Annotated in this window: 15 protein-coding genes; 11 read left to right on the forward strand and 4 right to left on the reverse strand. The window is 66.2% G+C overall.

All coding sequences use genetic code 11. The features are described from left to right. Positions 1 to 13 precede the first annotated feature (13 nt). The 4 genes from RXV79_RS22135 to RXV79_RS22150 form a co-directional block, all read right to left on the reverse strand. The gene (locus RXV79_RS22135; RefSeq protein WP_316700256.1) at positions 14 to 463 is read right to left on the reverse strand and encodes a PaaI family thioesterase; all 450 of its coding nucleotides are present in this window, start codon (positions 461 to 463) and stop codon (positions 14 to 16) included. Further along, the gene (locus tag RXV79_RS22140) at positions 463 to 2268 is read right to left on the reverse strand and encodes an acyl-CoA dehydrogenase (RefSeq protein WP_316700257.1); all 1806 of its coding nucleotides are present in this window, start codon (positions 2266 to 2268) and stop codon (positions 463 to 465) included. Before RXV79_RS22140 ends, RXV79_RS22135 begins: the two co-directional genes overlap by 1 nt. Before the next feature lie 73 nt (positions 2269 to 2341). Next, positions 2342 to 3484, reverse strand: coding sequence for an acyl-CoA dehydrogenase family protein (locus tag RXV79_RS22145; RefSeq protein WP_316700258.1), 1143 nt, complete (start codon positions 3482 to 3484; stop codon positions 2342 to 2344). A 28-nt stretch (positions 3485 to 3512) separates the two neighbouring features. Continuing rightward, a complete protein-coding gene (locus RXV79_RS22150) occupies positions 3513 to 4733 on the reverse strand; it encodes an acyl-CoA dehydrogenase family protein (protein WP_316700259.1) in 1221 nt (406 codons plus the stop codon). A 340-nt stretch (positions 4734 to 5073) separates the two neighbouring features. On the opposite strand from RXV79_RS22150, the gene RXV79_RS22155 reads away from it, so the two are divergent. From RXV79_RS22155 to RXV79_RS22205, 11 genes are all read left to right on the forward strand, one after another. Continuing rightward, on the forward strand, positions 5074 to 7182 hold the full coding sequence (locus RXV79_RS22155; protein WP_316700260.1) for a 3-hydroxyacyl-CoA dehydrogenase NAD-binding domain-containing protein: 2109 nt from the start codon (positions 5074 to 5076) through the stop codon (positions 7180 to 7182). 41 nt (positions 7183 to 7223) lie between these two features. Next, positions 7224 to 8402, forward strand: a complete 1179-nt coding sequence (locus tag RXV79_RS22160; protein ID WP_257826079.1) for an acetyl-CoA C-acyltransferase — start codon at positions 7224 to 7226, stop codon at positions 8400 to 8402. Next, positions 8402 to 9175 carry an SDR family oxidoreductase gene (locus RXV79_RS22165; RefSeq protein ID WP_316700261.1) on the forward strand — a complete coding sequence of 258 codons (774 nt, stop codon included), beginning with the start codon at positions 8402 to 8404 and terminating at the stop codon, positions 9173 to 9175. Before RXV79_RS22160 ends, RXV79_RS22165 begins: the two co-directional genes overlap by 1 nt. 22 nt (positions 9176 to 9197) lie before the next feature. Then, a complete protein-coding gene (locus RXV79_RS22170; RefSeq protein ID WP_316700262.1) occupies positions 9198 to 10292 on the forward strand; it encodes a phosphotransferase in 1095 nt (364 codons plus the stop codon). A 36-nt stretch (positions 10293 to 10328) separates the two neighbouring features. Then, positions 10329 to 12005 (forward strand): long-chain fatty acid--CoA ligase, encoded by a 1677-nt coding sequence (locus tag RXV79_RS22175; protein ID WP_316700263.1) that lies wholly within the window; start codon positions 10329 to 10331, stop codon positions 12003 to 12005. 31 nt (positions 12006 to 12036) lie between these two features. Then, entirely contained in the window at positions 12037 to 13023 is a 987-nt protein-coding gene (locus RXV79_RS22180; protein ID WP_316700264.1) for a tripartite tricarboxylate transporter substrate binding protein, read from the forward strand. 78 nt (positions 13024 to 13101) lie between these two features. After that, entirely contained in the window at positions 13102 to 13851 is a 750-nt protein-coding gene (locus RXV79_RS22185) for an electron transfer flavoprotein subunit beta/FixA family protein (RefSeq protein ID WP_316700265.1), read from the forward strand. Positions 13852 to 13873: 22 nt separating this feature from the next. Then, positions 13874 to 14806 (forward strand): electron transfer flavoprotein subunit alpha/FixB family protein, encoded by a 933-nt coding sequence (locus RXV79_RS22190; protein ID WP_316700266.1) that lies wholly within the window; start codon positions 13874 to 13876, stop codon positions 14804 to 14806. Positions 14807 to 14927: 121 nt separating this feature from the next. After that, a complete protein-coding gene (locus RXV79_RS22195) occupies positions 14928 to 15698 on the forward strand; it encodes a class II aldolase/adducin family protein (protein WP_316700267.1) in 771 nt (256 codons plus the stop codon). 34 nt (positions 15699 to 15732) lie between these two features. Next, on the forward strand, positions 15733 to 16659 hold the full coding sequence (locus RXV79_RS22200; RefSeq protein WP_316700268.1) for a 2-hydroxyacid dehydrogenase: 927 nt from the start codon (positions 15733 to 15735) through the stop codon (positions 16657 to 16659). A 35-nt stretch (positions 16660 to 16694) separates the two neighbouring features. Beyond that, a complete protein-coding gene (locus RXV79_RS22205) occupies positions 16695 to 17993 on the forward strand; it encodes a serine hydrolase domain-containing protein (protein WP_316700269.1) in 1299 nt (432 codons plus the stop codon). The last annotated feature ends 7 nt before the right edge of the window (positions 17994 to 18000 follow it).

The following is an 18000-nucleotide window of genomic DNA, read 5'->3' on the forward strand; positions in this document are numbered from 1 at the left end:
CCCGTGCAAGCGCTCAGCCCTCAGGGACTTCCTTGTTGGCAGCCACCGGCTCGACCACTGCAAACACACCGCTGCACCGCACCACGACCTTCTCGCCGACCCGCAACTCGCACTCGGCGAACGACAGCCGCGCCCCGTGCTTGCGCACCTGCACGTGCGCTTCCAGCCAGTCGCCCACCTTGGCCGCGCCGAGGAAATCGGTCGACAGGTTGACCGACACCATCGGCGCCGAGGGCTTGCGCGTGAGGTGCATGTTGCGGCCGAGCGCGCTGTCGGCCAGCGTGACCAGCATGCCGCCATGTGCGATGCCGCGCATGTTGGTGTGCTTCTGTGCGAGGCGCAGGCCGATGACCACGCCGCCGTTGGGCGCATCCTTCTGGTACAGCGGGCCGGCGTGCGTGAGCCAGGTGCCGCCGGGCACCAGCGGCACGAAACCATCTGGGATGTTGTCGTCGGGACTCATCAGAACCAGGCGTCCTGCATCGTGAGGGTCGAATCGTTGAGGCTGCGCAGCAACTCGTGCTGCGGCTTGCAGCGTGGCAGCTCCCAGTCGAAGAACCAGGCGCAGGTGTGCAGCTTGCCACGGTAGAAGTTGATTTCGTCGTCGCCCTTCGCGTCTTTCAGCGCGCGGGTGGCAACCAAGGCTTGCCGCAGCCACTGCCACGCCACGACCGTGTGGCCGAAGGCCTCGAGGAAGACGACCGAGTTGGCCAAGGCCAGTTCACCCTTCTCCTTCAGCAACGGCGCCAGCGCCTTCACCGTCTGCACGACGTTGGACCAGGCGATGGTCAGCGCATCGGCATTCGCGCTCAGGGTCTCGTAGGCCGAGGCGTCCTTGACCGTCGCGGCGATCTCGCGGCCCAGCAACTCGAGCGCGGCACCTTGCTGCATCACCACCTTGCGGCCCAGCAGGTCGATCGACTGGATGGCGTGCGTGCCCTCGTGGATCATGTTGAGGCGGTTGTCGCGGTAGAACTGCTCGACCGGGTATTCGCGCGTGTAGCCATAACCACCGTGGATCTGGATGGCGAGGCTGTTGGCTTCCAGGCACCACTGCGAGGGCCAGCTCTTGACGATGGGTGTGAGCAGCTCCAGCAACAGGCCGGCTTCTTCACGCTTGGTCTCGTCGGGGCCGGTCTTCTGCTCGTCGACCAGGCGTGCAGCGTAGAGGCCCAAGGACAGGCCGCCTTCCACATACGCCTTCTGCGCAATCAGCATGCGGCGGATGTCGGCGTGCGCTATCAGCTTGATCTGCGGTTCGTTGGGATCTTTGCTGCCGGCGCGGCGGCCTTGCGGCCGTTCACGCGCGTACTGCAGCGAGGCCAGGTAGCCGCGGTAGCCCAGCATCACCGCGCCCATGCCGACACCGATGCGCGCCTCGTTCATCATGTGGAACATCGCGGCGAGGCCCTGGTTGGGCTGGCCGATGAGCTCGCCGTAGCACTGGCCCTTCTCGCCGAAGGACAACATGGTCGAGGTGGTGCCGCGCCAGCCCATCTTGTGGATCAGGCCGGCGAGTGCCACGTCGTTGCGCGCGCCGAGCGAGCCGTCGTCGTTGACCATGAACTTCGGCACGATGAAGAGCGAGATGCCCTTCACCCCGGCCGGTGCGCCGGGCAGGCGTGCGAGCACGAGGTGGATGATGTTTTCGCTCAGCTCGTGGTCGCCGCCCGAGATGAAGATCTTGTTGCCGGTGAGGCGGTAGCTGCCATCGCCCTGCGGCACGGCGGCGGTGGTGATGTCCGAGAGGCTGGAGCCGGCTTGCGGCTCGGTGAGGCACATGGTGCCGAAGAAGCGGCCGCTGAGCATGTGCGGCAGGTAGCGCTTCTTCTGCGACTCGGTGCCGAAGCGGTTGATGACGTTGGCGTTGGCGATCGTCAGGCCGACGTAGGAGTTGGTCGCCGCATTCGCGCTCTTGAAGATGGCCGAGAAGGCCTGGCCCATCAGCACCGGCAGTTGCATGCCGCCAAGGTCGTAGTCCTGCGTCGGCGCGATGAAGCCGGCTTCGCAGTACGCCTGCAGCGCGTCTTTCACCTGCGGAATGATCTCGACGCGCTTCCCGTCGAACTCGGGCTCCTGCTCGTCGCTCTCGCGGTTGTGGGTGAAGAACTTGTCGGCGGCGATGGCCATCGCGGCGTCGAGCGCGGCGACGAAGGTCTCGCGGCTGTGGTCGGCGTGGCGCTCGCGCTGCGTCAGCGCTTCGGCATCGTTCACCTCGAAGATCTGGAAGTCGAGGTCGCGGCGGTTGAGGATGAGTTCGGCGGTCATGTTGTTCTAAAGGCTGATTGAAGAAGGGCCCGCAGCGAGAGGCATGCGGGCCCTTGGTCGAGAGCGTGGCGCGTCAGGCTGCGAGCAGCGTGTCGCTGAACTTGCCCAGGTGGTGGTCGACGTCACCGAAGGTCTGGTTGATGACCGTCAGTCGCTTGAAGAGGTGCGCGGCCATCAGCTCGTCGGTCACGCCCATGCCGCCGTGCATCTGCACTGCGCCCTGGCCCACCGTGCGGGCCGACTGGCCGATGTAGGCCTTGGCGGCCGACACGTGGCGGCGGCGCTCGGCCGCATCCTTCGAGTCGACCTTGACTGCGGCCAGCAGCGCCATCGCGCGGCCGTATTCGGCCGCCATCGCCATGTCGGCCATGCGGTGCTGCAGCACCTGGAACTTGCCAATCGGCATGTCGAACTGCTTGCGGTTCTTCAGGTACTCAAGCGTCTGCGCGTTGAGCGTGGCCATCACACCGACCGCTTCGGCGCACAGGGCGGCGATGCCACGGTCGAGCGCCCATTCGATCGCGGGCAGGGCCTGGTTGACCTGGCCCACGAGCGCGTCGGCACCGACCTTCACGTCCTTCAGGATCACGTCGGCAGCGCGCTGGCCGTCTTGCGTGCCGTAGGGGCGCAGGGTCAGGCCTGCGGCCTTGGCGTCGACCACGAAGAGCGAGATGCCGTTGGCATCGAAAGCAGAGCCCGAGGTGCGGGCCGAGACCAGCAGCTTGTTCGCCGACGCCGCAGCCAACACGACGGCTTTGTGGCCGCTCAGCGACCAGCCGTCGCCGTCCTTCTTCGCGGTGGTGGCCACGTGGTGGGTGTTGTAGCGCGCACCCGGCTCCTGATGGGCCAGCGTGGCGATCGTCGTGCCCTGGGTGATGCCGCCCAGCAGCGTGTCCTTCTGCGCGGCGTTGCCGATGTCGGCGATCAGGCTGCCGGCGATCACGATCGACGGGATGAAAGGCTCGAGCGCGAGTGCGGTGCCCAGCGTCTCGGCGATCAGCATCGTGTCGATCGCGTTGCCGCCGAGGCCACCCACTTCTTCAGGGAACGGCAGGGCCAGCAGGCCCAGCTCGGCGTAGGTGGACCAGGCTTCGGCGCTGTGGCCGAGCTCGCTCTTGGTGAGCGCGCGGCGATGCTCGAAGCCGTAGTCCTTGGCGAGGTAGCGCTTCAGGCTGTCCTGGATCGCGGTCTGTTCTTCGCTGAGATTGAAATCCATGGTGATTCCTTTCGTGTTCTGTGTTGCTTCAGAGGCCCAGGATCATCTGGCTGATGATGTTCTTCTGGACTTCGCTGGAGCCGCCATAGATGGTCGTCTTGCGGGTGTTGAAGTACGCACCCGAGAGCAGGGTCTCACGACCGGCAAAGAACTCGGTCAGCGGCTGCGGGTTGCCCGACAGGTCCTGCTGCTCGCGCAGCCAGGGCACGCCATAGGGGCCGAGCGCCATCATCGAGAGTTCGGTCAGCATCTGCTGGATCTCGGAGCCCTTGATCTTCAGCATCGAGGCCTCGGGGCCGGGCGCGTGGGACTTGCCCTCTTGCGACACGACCTTGAGGTTGGTGATCTCGAGCGCCATCAGCTCCATCTCGACCTGCGCAAGGCGATCGCGGAAGCGCACGTCTTCGATCAGCGGCTTGCCGTTGTCGCCGGGCACCTTGCGGGCCAGCGTCTTCAGGCGCTTGATGGCGACCTTCGAGCGGCCCACACCCGCGATGCCGGTGCGCTCATGGCCCAGCAGGAACTTGGCGTAGGTCCAGCCCTTGTTCTCTTCACCGATGCGGTTCTCGACCGGCACGCGCACGTTGTCGAACCAGACTTCGTTCACCTCGTGGCCGCCGTCGAGCATGATGATCGGCTTGACGGTGATGCCCGGGGTCTTCATGTCGACCAGCAGGAAGCTGATGCCTTCCTGCTTGCGGCCTTCGGTGCTGGTGCGCACGAGCACGAAGATCCAGTCGGCGTACTGACCGAGGGTGTTCCAGGTCTTCTGGCCGTTGACGATGTAGTGCTCGCCCTTCTCGTCGGTGCCGCGCACGGCGCGGGTCTTGAGCGAGGCCAGGTCGGAGCCGGCACCCGGCTCGCTGTAGCCCTGGCACCACCAGTCTTCACCCGACAGGATGCGCGGCAGGTAGTAGGCCTTCTGCGCGGCATTGCCGAAACGCATGATCACCGGCGCGACCATCTTGATGCTGAAGGCCAGCTGCATCGGCGTGCCGGCCTCGGCGCACTCTTCGTCGAAGATGTGCTTCTGCACGGCGTTCCAGCCCGTGCCGCCGAACTCCACCGGCCAGCTCGAGCCACCCCAGCCCTTCTTGTAGAGGATGTTCTGCCACTTGGTGATGTCTTCGGCCAGGTGACGCTCGCCGGACGCGCCGCGGTTGCGGATCTCCTGCGGCAGGTTTTCAGCGATGAAGCTGCGCACCTCCTCGCGGAATTTCTGTTCTTCTGGGCTGTATTCGAGATCCATGGAAAGTCTCCTGCGGCTGAGCCGTATTGCGGATGATCAAGAAAATGGATGCAGATTCTGCATCGCAAAACGCCAAAGTATAAATTGGAACTTCTACCAACAACGTTGCCCGCAACCCATCCTAAACCCTGTCACGAGTGCGACAACCCCGGGGAACACGCTCAACTTCCGTCGGGAATCACCTTGTTTACAGGGAACCCCTCAGCGGCTACGATGGTCGCCTTTGCAAAATAGTGTTCTGCATCGCGGAACCACAAACCACGCACTGACTGACTCCTCTCCGCGAGAAGCAGCGTGCGGCCATCGCTGTCCCTCCCGTGCCTTTCAGGAGCCAATCCCAATGAGCAATCAACCGACCTCCACCCAGTACGATGTTCGCGGCTCGGTGGCCGTGGTCACGCTGAACAACCCGCCGGTCAACGGTCTGGGATACGGCCTGCGCAGCGGCATCGTCGCCGGCCTCGACAAGGCCCTGGCCGACCCCAAGGTCACCGCCATCGTGCTGATCGGCAGCGACCGTGCGTTCTCGGGTGGTGCCGACGTGAAGGAATTCGGCACGGCCAACGCCGGCAAGTCGCCCAACCTGCCCGACGTGATCAAGGCACTGGAGAACTCCCCGAAGCCCGTGGTCGCCGCGATCGGTGGCATGGCCCTCGGTGGTGGCCTGGAGCTCGCAATGGGCGCGCACTTCCGCGTGGCCAAGGGTGACGCCAACCTCGGCCTGCCCGAAGTCAAGCTGGGCCTGCTGCCCGGTGCCGGCGGCACACAGCGCCTGCCGCGACTGATCGGCCTCGAAGCCGCCCTGAACATGATCGTCTCCGGCGCGCCGGTGCCGGCCAAGAAGTTCGAAGGTTCGCCGCTCATCGACGCCATCATCGAGGGCGACCTGCTGGATGGCGCCCTCAAGTTTGCGGAGAAGGCCGTCGCCGACAAGCTGCCGCTCAAGCGCGCACGCGACCTCAAGGTGAAGCCGGTCGCCCCGGGCACCGAAGCCTTCCTGCAGTTCGCCCGCAACACCGTCGGCGCCACCTCGAAGAACTTCCCCGCGCCGCTCAAGTGCGTGGAAGCCGTGGCCGCCGCCACCACCAAGCCCTTCGACGAAGGCCTGAAGTACGAGCGCGAGCTGTTCCAGGCGCTGATGCTCACCAACGAGTCGCGGGCGCTGCGCCACATCTTCAACGCCGAGCGTGCCGCGGCCAAGATCCCCGACGTGCCGGAAGACACCAAGCTGCGCGACATCAAGAAGGTCGGCATGATCGGCGCCGGCACGATGGGCGTGGGCATCACGATGAACTTCATCAACGTCGGCATCCCCGTGGTGCTGCTCGAGATGAAGCAGGAAGCGCTCGACAAGGGCCTCAAAACCATCCGCACCAACTACGAAAACTCCGCCAAGAAGGGCAAGATCACGCCGGCGCAGATCGAAGAGCGCATGGCCCTGATCACCCCGACGCTGACCTATGACGGCTTCAAGGACGTCGACCTCGTGATCGAGGCCGTGTTCGAGAGCATGGAAGTCAAGGAGCAGGTCTTCAAGACGCTCGACGAGGTGTGCAAGCCCGGCGCCATCCTCGCGTCCAACACCTCGGCGCTCAACCTCGACAAGATCGCTGCCTTCACCAAGCGCCCGCAAGACGTGGTGGGCCTGCACTTCTTCAGCCCGGCCAACGTGATGCGCCTGCTGGAAGTGGTGCGCGGCGAGAAGACCGCCAAGGACGTGCTGGCCACCTCGATGGCGCTCGCCAAGAAGATCAAGAAGATGCCGGTCGTGTCGGGCGTGTGCGACGGCTTCATCGGCAACCGCATCGTGGCCCGCTACGGCGCCGCCGCCAACGAAGCGCTGAACGCCGGTGCCTCGCCGCAACAGATCGACAAGGCGCTGGAGAAGTTCGGCTTGGCCATGGGCATCTACCGCATGGGCGACCTGGCCGGCCTCGACATCGGCTACGCCGGCCGCAAGCGCCGCAAGGAAGCCAACCCCGAGGCCTACATCCCCATCGTCGCCGACCGCCTGGCCGAGGCCGGCCGCTTCGGCCAGAAGACGGGCGCAGGCTTCTACAAGTACGAGCCGGGCAAGCGCGACGCGATCCCCGATCCGGCGGTCGACAAGATCATCGAAGACTTCCGCAAGGAGCGTGGCATGACGGCACGCAAGGTCAGCGATGAAGAAATCATCGAGCGCTGCATCTACGCGATGGTCAACGAAGGCGCCCGCATCGTCGAGGAAGGCATCGCCGCCCGCGCCTCCGACATCGACGTGGTCTACCTCAACGGCTACGGCTTCCCCGCTCACCGCGGCGGCCCGATGCTCTACGCCGACACCGTGGGCCTGGCCAACGTGGTGCGCGCGCTGCGCCGCATCGCCGCCGAGCCGGGCGCTGACGCCAAGTTCTGGGAGCCGGCTCCCCTGCTGGTGAAGCTCGCCGAAGAAGGCAAGACCTTCTCCTGAGCCGCCGCGACCACAGAACACACAAGGACCAAGGAACCATCATGACCGAAGCCGTCATCGTCTCCACCGCCCGTACTGGCCTGGCCAAGAGCTGGAAGGGTGCTTTCAACATGACCTACGGCGCCACGCTCGCCGCCCATTCGATCGAGCACGCCGTGAAGCGCTCGGGCCTCGACCCCGCTGAAATCGAGGACGTGTTCCTCGGCGGCTCGCTGTCCGAAGGCACCACCGGCGGCAACATCGCCCGCGTGGCTGCGCTGCGTGCCGGCCTGCCCGTCACCACCGCGGGTGTGACCATCAACCGCTTCTGCTCGTCGGGCCTGCAGGCCATCGCAATGGCGGCGCACAGCATCATCGTCGACGGCGTGCAGGTCGCCATCGGCGGCGGCGTGGAGTCGATCTCGTGCGTGCAGAACGAGACCAACCGCCACATGCGCGCCGACCCCGCCATGCTGGAGAAGAAGCCCGAGATCTACTGGAGCATGCTGCAGACCGCCGAGATGGTGGCCAAGCGCTACAACATCTCGAAGGAATCGCAAGACGAATACGGCGTGCGCAGCCAGCTGCGCGCTGCCGCAGCACTCGAAGCCGGCAAGTTCAAGGACGAGATCGCCCCGATGACCACCATCATGGGCGTCGTCGACAAGGCCACCGGCCGGCTCACGACGAAGGAAGTGACGATCGCCGCCGACGAAGGCATCCGCCCCGACACCACGCTCGAAGGCGTGGCGAAGATCCGCGCCGCCCTGCCGGGTGGCGTGGTGACGGCCGGCAACGCGAGCCAGTTCTCCGACGGTTCGTCGGCCTGCGTGCTGATGAACAGCAAGCTCGCCGAGAAGCGCGGCATCAAGCCGATGGGCATCTTCCGCGGCTTCGCGGTCGCCGGCTGCGAGCCCGATGAAATGGGCATCGGCCCGGTGTTCGCGATCCCCAAGCTGCTCAAGCAGACCGGCCTCAAGATCGACGACATCGGCCTGTGGGAGCTGAACGAAGCCTTCGCCTGCCAGGTGATCTACAGCCGCGACAAGCTGGGCATTCCTGACGACCGCCTGAACGTGAACGGCGGCGCCATCGCCGTGGGTCACCCCTACGGCGTGACCGGCTCGCGCCTGACCGGCCATGCGCTGATCGAAGGCAAGCGCCGTGGCGCGAAGTACGTCGTGGTCACGATGTGCATCGGCGGCGGCCAGGGTGCCGCGGGCCTGTTCGAAGTGGTCTGATGCCGGTTGCCGATCTCTTCAGCCTGAAGGGCAAGGTTGCCCTCGTCACCGGCGGCTCGCGTGGCCTGGGTCTCCAGGCCGCCGAGGCGCTCGGCGAAGCCGGTGCCAAGCTGATCCTCACGGCCCGCAAGGCCGATGAACTGGCGGCAGCGCAGGCGCACCTGAAGAGCCTGGGCATCGAAGCCCAGGTCATCGCCAACGATCTGTCGAAGTTCGACCAGATCCCCGGCCTCGTCGACCAGGCGCTGGCCGCCTGGGGCCAGATCGACATCCTGGTCAACAACGCCGGCGCCAACTGGGCCACCCCCGCCGAGGACTACCCCGACGAGGCCTGGCACAAGGTGATGAACCTGAACGTCAACGCGCCCTTCTTCCTCACCCGGGAGGTGGGCAAGCGCGCGATGATCCCGCGCAAGCAGGGCAAGGTCATCAACATCGCCTCGGTGGCGGGCCTCAAGGGCAACAGCCCCGGCGTCACCATGGTGGCCTACAACACCTCGAAAGCCGCATCCGTCAACATGGTGCGCGCGCTGGCCTCCGAATGGGGTCAGTACAACATCAACGTCAACGCGCTGTGCCCGGGCTTCTTCCCGACGAAGATGACCCATGGCCTGCTCGACAAGATCGGTGACAGCGTGGTCGCACGCGCACCGCTGCATCGCCTGGGAGGCGAAGAAGACTTGAAGGGACCGGTCGTGTTCCTCGCAAGCGAGGCCTCGCGCCACATCACCGGGCATGCGCTGCCGGTCGATGGTGGCAGCATCATCACCTGAGTGACCTGAGACGACAGACAGCATGACGACCAGCAAAGACACGTCGGCCCTTCAATTCAGCGGCACGAAAGCTGTCGCCCCGCAGCACGCGTTCGACGTACAGAAGCTCGATGCCTACATGCGCCAGCACGTGGCCGGCTTCAGCGGCGACCTCCATGTCGAGCAGTTCAAGGGCGGGCAGTCCAACCCGACCTTCAAGCTGACCGCCGGCGGCAAGAGCTACGTGATGCGCCGCAAGCCGCCCGGCGTGCTGCTGCCTTCCGCCCACGCCGTAGACCGTGAATACAAGGTCATCAGCGCGCTCGCCAAGACCGACGTGCCCGTTGCCAAGGCCTACGCGCTGTGCGAAGACCCGTCGGTGATCGGCACCGCCTTCTACATCATGGACTGCGTGGAAGGCCGCATCCTCTGGGACCCGCTGCTGCCCGACTACAACAACGCCCAGCGCGGCGAGCTCTACAGCGAGCTCAACCGCGTGATGGCCGCGCTGCACAGCGTCGACCCGAACGCCATCGGCCTCGGCGACTACGGCAAGCCCGGCAACTACATCGAGCGCCAGGTGGCCCGCTGGACCAAGCAGTACAAGGCCGCCGAGACCGAGACGATCGAAGCCGCCGACCGGCTGATCGAGTGGCTGCCCAAGTACATCCCCCAAGGCGATGAAGTGGCCATCGTCCACGGCGACTACCGCTTCGACAACGTGATCTTCCACCCCACCGAGCCGCGCATCCTCGCGGTGCTCGACTGGGAGCTGTCGACGCTCGGCCACCCGCTGGTCGACTTCGCCTACCACTGCATGACCTGGCGCATGGGCGGCGGGCAAGGCGGGCGCGGCATGGCCGGTGCCGACATCCAATCGCTCGGCATCCCGAGCGAAGCCGAGTACGTGAAGCTCTACCTGGAGCGCACCGGCCGTGAGAACGCCGTGTCGCCCGCCGAGTGGAACTACTACATGGTGTTCAACATGTTCCGCCTCGTCGGCATCCTGCAAGGCATTGCGCACCGCGCGGTGCAAGGCAATGCGTCGAGCGAACATGCCGTCGCGTCGGGCAAGCGTGCCCGCCCGTTGGCAGAACAGGCGTGGGCGCTCGCCCAAGAAATCGACGCCTCGCGCTAAGCTCGTTGAACCCTTTTTTGAGATGAGAGCGCCGCCATGTCGGACCGCCACCTTGCCCACTGGCCGCCCGGGCTGCCCAAGCACCTGACGCTGCCCGAGACCAGCGTCTTCCACAACGCCGAGGTCTCGGCCGCCCGCTTCCCGAACAAGCCCTTCATCGTCTTCTACGACACGCCGATCACCTTCGGCGAGTTCAAGGACGAGGCCGAGCGCATCGCCGGCCACCTGCAGCAGGTCTGCGGCGTGAAGGCCGGCGACCGCGTGCTGCTTTACATGCAGAACAGCCCGCAATGGGTGCTGGCCTTCTACGGCATCCTGCGCGCGAACGCGGTCGTCGTGCCGGTCAACCCGATGAACATGACGGAGGAGCTCAAGCACTACGTCAAGGACACCGGCGCCACCACCGCCTTCGTGCCGCAGGACCTGCATGCGCAGATGCAGCCGCTCGTGGGCGATGCCGGCCTGCAGCACCTGATCGTCGTCACCTACAGCGACTACTTGAAGCGCCCCACCGACCTCACGGTGCCGCCCTTCATCGCCGAGCCGCGCAAGACGTTCACAGACAAGGGCAGCGTCGCCTGGACCGACGTGCTCGCGAAGAACCTGCGCCCGGGCCCGCTCACCGCCGGCCCGGACGACCTGTGCGTGATGCCCTACACCTCGGGCACCACCGGCCACCCCAAAGGCTGCATGCACACGCACCGCAGCACCCAGAGCACGCTGGTGGGTGGGGTGCATTGGTTCAACCGCACGCAGGACGCGGTGTTCCTCTCGGTGCTGCCCTATTTCCACGTGACCGGCATGTCGGGCAGCATGAACGGGCCGATGTACATCGGCGCCACCATCGTCATCCTGCCCCGCTGGGACCGCGACGCCGCCGCCCAGCTGATGCAGCGCTACAAGGTCACGGTGTGGCAGGTCATCTCGACCATGATGATCGACTTCCTGTCGAACCCGAAACTCTCGCAATACGACCTGTCGAGCCTGCAAGGCATCCGCGGCGGCGGCGCGGCCATGCCCGAAGCCATCGCTGCCCGGTTGAAAGAACTCACCGGCCTCGATTACGTCGAAGGCTATGGCATGAGCGAAACCCTGGCAGCCACCCACATCAACCCGCCGCACCGCCCCAAGAAGCAGTGCCTGGGCATCCCCGTGTTCGACGTGGACGCACGGGTGGTCGACCCCGAGACCCTGCGCGAGCTGGGCGTGGGTGAAACCGGCGAGATCGTGGTGCACGCCCCGCAGGTGATGCGCGGCTACTGGAACAACGACAAAGCCACCCAGGAGACCTTCGCCGAGATCGACGGCAAACGTTTCCTGCGCACCGGCGATCTGGCCCAGGTCGACGCCGATGGCTACTTCTTCATGGTCGACCGCCTGAAGCGCATGATCAACGCGGCCGGCTTCAAGGTCTGGCCCGCGGAGGTGGAAGCGCTGATGTACCACCACCCCGCCATCCACGAAGCCTGCGTGATCGGCGTGCGCGATGCGCGGCGGGGCGAAACGGTCAAGGCCTTGGTCGTTCTCAAGCCAGAATACAAAGGGAAGGTGAGCGAACAGGAGATCATTTCCTGGTCGCACGACCACATGGCGGCTTACAAGAGCCCGCGCATTGTGGAATTTGTGGAGTCGCTGCCCAAGTCCGGATCGGGCAAGGTGCAGTGGCGCGAACTTCAAGAGCAAGAGGCCGCTCGCCACGCGGCCCAAGGTTAGTCCCCTCAACTTCTACCCGGAGACATCCAGGATGACCACCCCTTTGCAACGTCTGCGACGCGCTCTCGTACTGGCCACGGCCGGCGCCGCACTGGCTGCCCCGTTCGGCACTGCCCACGCGCAGGCCTTTCCCAGCGCCAAGCCTGTCACGCTGATCGTGCCTTGGCCGGCCGGCGGTTCCACCGACCGCCATCACCGCGCGCTCGCCGAGATCGCGAGCAAGTACCTCGGCCAGCAGATCATCATCGAGAACAAGCCCGGTGCCGGCGGCACCCTCGGCCCCAGCTCGATGGCGATGACCGCCAAGCCCGACGGCTACACGATCTCGCAGTACCCGATGGGCATGCTGCGCATTCCGCACATGAACAAGGTGCAGTGGAGCCCCATCAACGACTTCACCTTCATCATCGGTGTGTCGGGCTACACCTTCGGCTTCGTCGTGAAGAGCGATTCGCCGCACAAAACCTTCAAGGACTACATCGAAGCCGCGCGCAAGCAGCCGGGCAAGATCGACTACGGCTCCACCGGTATCGGCACCAGCCCGCACCTCCTGATGGAAGAGCTGGCCGACAAGGCCGGCGTGCAGCTCAACCACATCCCCTTCAAGGGCAACGCCGACCTGATGCAGGCGCTGATCGGGGGCCACGTGATGGCCGCGAGCGATGCTTCGGGCTGGGACAAGTTTGTCGACAACAACCAGATGCGCCTGCTCGTGACCTTCGGCGAGAACCGCACCAAGCGCTGGCCGAACGTGCCCACCGCCAAGGAACTGGGCTACGGCATCGTGTCGCAGTCGCCTTACGGCCTGGTCGGCCCCAAGGGCATGGACCCGGCGGTCGTGAAAACACTGCACGACGCCTTCAAGAAGGCGATGGACGACCCCAAGCATGCTGAAGTGCTGGCCACGCTCAACCAGGACCCGTGGTACCGCACGGGCGAGCAGTACAAGTCGTGGGCCATCGCGACCTACGCGAAAGACAAGCTGCTGATCGACCGCCTGGGCCTCGCCGTCAAGTAAGCCGCAACACCCCACCCGGCGCGGGAGGTCGCGCCGGGTGGACTCTCAGTTTTTGTTTAACCCAGAAAGAGACTTCCCATGAAAGTGCTGGTAGCCGTCAAGCGAGTGGTGGACTACAACGTGAAGGTGCGTGTGAAGAGTGACGGCAGCGGTGTGGACATCGCCAACGTCAAGATGAGCATGAACCCCTTCGACGAGATTGCGGTGGAAGAAGCCGTGCGTCTGAAGGAAAAAGGCGTGGTCACCGAAGTGATCGCCGTGTCGGCCGGCCCGGCCCAGTGCCAGGAGACCCTGCGCACCGCGATGGCCATCGGCGCCGACCGCGGCATCCTGGTCGAGACCGATGCCGAACTCCAGCCGCTCGCCGTGGCGAAGCTCCTCAAGGCCCTCGTCGACAAGGAACAACCCGGCCTCGTCATCCTCGGCAAGCAGGCCATCGACGACGACTGCAACCAGACCGGCCAGATGCTGGCGGCCTTGGCCGACCTGCCCCAAGCCACCTTCGCCAGCAAGGTCGAGCTCGCCGCCGACTCGGCCACCGTCACCCGTGAAGTCGACGGCGGCCTGGAGACCCTGAAGCTCAGCCTGCCCGCCGTCGTCACCACCGACCTGCGCCTGAACGAGCCGCGCTACGTGACGCTGCCCAACATCATGAAGGCCAAGAAGAAGCCGCTGGAGACCGTCAAGCCCGACGCGCTCGGCGTCGACGTCGCCCCCCGCATCAAGACCCTGAAGGTTGCCGAGCCCCCCAAGCGCAGCGCCGGCATCAAGGTGCCCGACGTCGCCACGCTGGTCGACAAGCTCAAGAACGTCTCCAAGGTCCTCTGAGAACAGGCAAGGAACTCACAACATGACCACCCTCGTCATTGCTGAACACGACAACAAGACCGTCAAGGGCGCGACCCTGAACACCGTCACCGCCGCCGCCGCCATTGGCGGCGACGTGCACGTGCTCATCGCCGGCAACGCCGCCGCCGACGCCGCCAAGGCCGCGGCCCAGATCGCCGGCGTCGCCAAGGTGATCCACGCCGACGGCGCCCAGCTCGACCACGGCCTGGCCGAGAACGTCGCGGCCCAAGTCCTCGCCATCGCGGGCAACTACAGCCACATCCTCTTCCCCGCCACCGCCAGCGGCAAGAACGTAGCCCCGCGCGTGGCCGCCAAACTCGACGTCGGCCAGATCAGCGACATCACCAAGGTCGTCGCCCCCGACACCTTCGAGCGCCCCATCTACGCCGGCAACGCCATTGCCACCGTGCAGAGCGCCGACAAGGTCAAGGTCATCACCGTGCGCACCACCGGCTTCGATGCCGCCGCCGCCACGGGGGGCAGCGCCCAGGTCGAAACCGCCGCCGCTGCCGCCGACTCCGGCAAGAGCAGCTTCCAGGGCAGCGAGATCGCCAAGAACGACCGGCCCGAGCTCACCGCCGCCAAGATCATCGTCTCCGGTGGCCGGGCGCTCGGCTCCAGCGACAAGTTCACCGAAGTGCTCACGCCGCTGGCCGACAAGCTCGGCGCCGCGCTGGGCGCGAGCCGCGCCGCGGTCGATGCGGGCTACGCCCCCAACGACTGGCAGGTCGGCCAGACCGGCAAGATCGTGGCGCCGCAGCTGTACATCGCCGCCGGCATCTCGGGGGCCATCCAGCACCTGGCCGGCATGAAGGACAGCAAGGTGATCGTGGCCATCAACAAAGACCCCGAGGCGCCGATCTTCTCGGTGGCTGACTACAGTCTCGAAGCCGACCTCTTCACCGCCGTGCCCGAGCTGGTGAAGGCGCTTTAAGCAGCGCGGCAATCACCAAAGCGACACGACGGAGCAAGCGATGCGAGCGCACCAGCGTCCACTTCGACAAGCTCCGTCTCTGTCGCTATAAAACCGGGTTCCACCCCACAGGAGACACGACATGAATGCACCGCTTGAATTTGCGTCACTCAAGAACCAGGTCTCCGAAGCAGAGTGGCAAACACGGGTGGACCTGGCCGCCGCCTACCGGCTGGTGGCCTTGTTCGGGTGGGACGACCTCGTCTTCACGCACATCTCGGCCCGCGTGCCCGGCGAGCCCGACAACTTCCTGATCAACCCCTACGGTCTCTTCTTCGAGGAGATCACCGCTTCCAGCCTGGTGAAGGTCGACCACCACGGCGAGAAGGTCAGCCCCTCGAAGTTCGACATCAACCCGGCCGGCTTCGTGATCCACAGCGCGATCCACGAGGCTCGCCCCGAGGTCAACTGCGTGCTGCACACGCACACGCTGCACGGCGTGGCGGTGTCGGCGCAGAAGCGCGGCCTTCTGCCGCTGTCGCAACACTCCACGCTGCCGCTGAACCAGATCGCGTACCACGACTACGAAGGCATCGCGCTGCGCGACGACGAGAAGCCGCGTCTGTGCGCGAATCTCGGCAAGGCCAACTGCCTGATCCTGCGCAACCACGGCCTCCTGACCTGCGGCCGCTCGGTGGCCGAAGCCTTCCAGGGCATGTACATGCTCGAAGCCGCATGCCGCATGCAGATCCTGGCGCAGTCGGGGGGCGTGGAGCTCAACCACATCCCGCAAGACGTGGTCGAGTTGAACATGCAGCAAGCACGCGATGCCTCGCGCGGCCAGGGCTCCAACCTCGTGTGGCCGGGCCTCCTGCGCCGGCTCGACCGCCGCAACCCGGGTTATGACGCGTAAAGAAGGCGACGCATAAAGGGAACAGAAAGAGTCCATGGCCATCCTGGTGCTGTCGAACCCTCTTCCGTCGGCACCGTTCGCCGCCGCTCTGCGCCAAGCCTCCGGGGGCATCCCGGTCTGGACCGAACAAGACAGTCCGCCGCCTGAAGCGGTGGAAGCCATCCTCGCGTGGCGCATGCGGCCGGGCATCCTGCCGCAGTACCCCAACCTGCGCGTGCTGTGCTCCACCGGCGCCGGTGCCGAGAAGCTGCTCGTCGACGACCTGCCCGAGCATGTGCCGGTCACGCGCGTGGTCGACCCGATGCAAGGCGTCGAGATCGCGCAGTACGTGGTCGCGACCACACTGCAGTTCACGCGCGACCTCAAGCTCTACGCCGAACAGCAGGCGCGCGCCGAATGGAAGCGCCACCCGGTGCGCACGGCGGTGCGCTGCCGTGTCGGGGTGATGGGCCTCGGCGCCGTGGGCCAAGCCATCGCGCGGGCCTTCCTGCCGCTCGGCTACCCGGTGGGGGGCTGGAGCCGCACGCCGCGTGAGGTGCCGGGCGTGGCCACCTTCGCAGGGATGGACGAGCTGCCCGAGTTCCTCTCGCAGGCCGACATCCTCGTCTGCGCACTGCCGCTCACCGACGAGACGCGCGGACTGCTGAACCACCACACGCTCGCGCAACTGCCGCGCGGCGCCTTCTTCGTCAACATCGGCCGGGGCGAGCAGGTGGTCGAGCCCGACCTGCGTGCGCTGCTCGACGGCGGCTACCTCGCCGGGGCCGCGCTCGACGTGTTCGAACGCGAGCCACCGCCACCCGACAACTGGGTGTGGTCGCACCCGCAGGTGGTGGCCACGCCGCACATCGCCGCGCAGGCCTCGTTCGACACCGTGGCCCAGCAGTGCGTCGATGCGCTGCGCCGCGCACGCGACGGGCTGCCCCAGCCGCTCGCCGTCGACCGACAACGCGGTTACTGACGCTCAACCCCACGACAAGACAGGAGACAAAGCCGATGACGATTTCCCACTCGACCTTGCGACGCACCCTCCTGGCCACCTTCGCCACGAGCGCCATGCTGGTGGCCGGCTGCGCCACCCCGGGCGCCAGCGACGGTGGCAAGACCCCCGGCACGATGAACGCCGCCGCGCTGCAGAAGCTCGACGAGCTCGTGACCCGCGACGCCGCCGCCGGCCGACTGCCGGGCGCGGTGATCGTGCTCTACCGCGACGGCAAGGTCGTGCACGAGCGCGCCATCGGCGTGCGCAACCCGCAGGCATCGTCGCCGATGACGGCGGATTCGATCTTCCGCATCTACTCGATGAGCAAGCCCATCGTCTCGGTGGGCACGATGATGCTGGTCGAAGACGGCAAGGTGCAGCTGCAGGCGCCGATCTCGCGCTACCTGCCCGAGTTCAAGGACCTGAAGCTCGGCGTCGAGAAGAAGGACGCAAGCGGCAACCCGGTGCTCGAGCTCGTGCCCTCGCCGCGCCAGCCCACCGTGCAGGACCTGGTGCGCCACACCTCGGGCCTGACCTACGGCGTGTTCGGCAAGTCGCTCGTGAAGAGCGAGTACCTCAAGGCCGGCGTCGAGGGCGTGAACCTCAGCAACACCGAGTTCGCGAAGCGCATCGCCACCATGCCGCTGGCCTACGTGCCCGGCACGACCTGGGAATACAGCCGCTCGACCGACGTGCTGGGCGCGCTGATCGAGCGTGTGTCGGGCCAGACGCTCGGCGCCTACCTGCAGCAGCGCATCCTCGGGCCCTTGGGCATGAAGGACAGCGGCTTCCACGTGCCCGCCGACAAGCTCGGCCGCATCGCCGAGCCCTACAAGGTCGACCCCGACAGCAAGCAGCCCGTCAACCTGATCGACATCACCAAGCCGCCGGTCTATGAATCGGGCGGCGGCGGCATGGTCTCCACCGCGGCCGACTACCTGCGCTTCTGCCGGATGATGTTGAACGGCGGCGAGCTCGACGGCGTGCGCATCCTCTCGCCCAAGACCGTGGCCTCCATGATGAGCGACCACCTGGGCGAAGACGTGATCCGCACGAGCCGCATCCCCGGCACCACCACCGGCTACCTGCCGGGCCCGGGCTACGGCTTCGGCCTGGGCTTCGCGGTGCGCCTGGCCCCCGGCGAATCGGCCAGCGCGAGCAGCGTGGGCGAATCCAACTGGGGCGGCTTCGGCGGCACCGCGTTCTGGATCGACCCGAAGGAAAAGCTCATTGCCATCTGGATGATGCAGGCACCGGGGCAGCGCGAGCACTACCGCGCGGTGTTCCGCAACATGGTCTACGGCGCGTTCTGAGGAGGCC

The sequence above is a fragment of the Piscinibacter gummiphilus genome (genome assembly GCF_032681285.1).
In the GTDB taxonomy this organism is placed as follows: domain Bacteria; phylum Pseudomonadota; class Gammaproteobacteria; order Burkholderiales; family Burkholderiaceae_C; genus Rhizobacter; species Rhizobacter gummiphilus_A.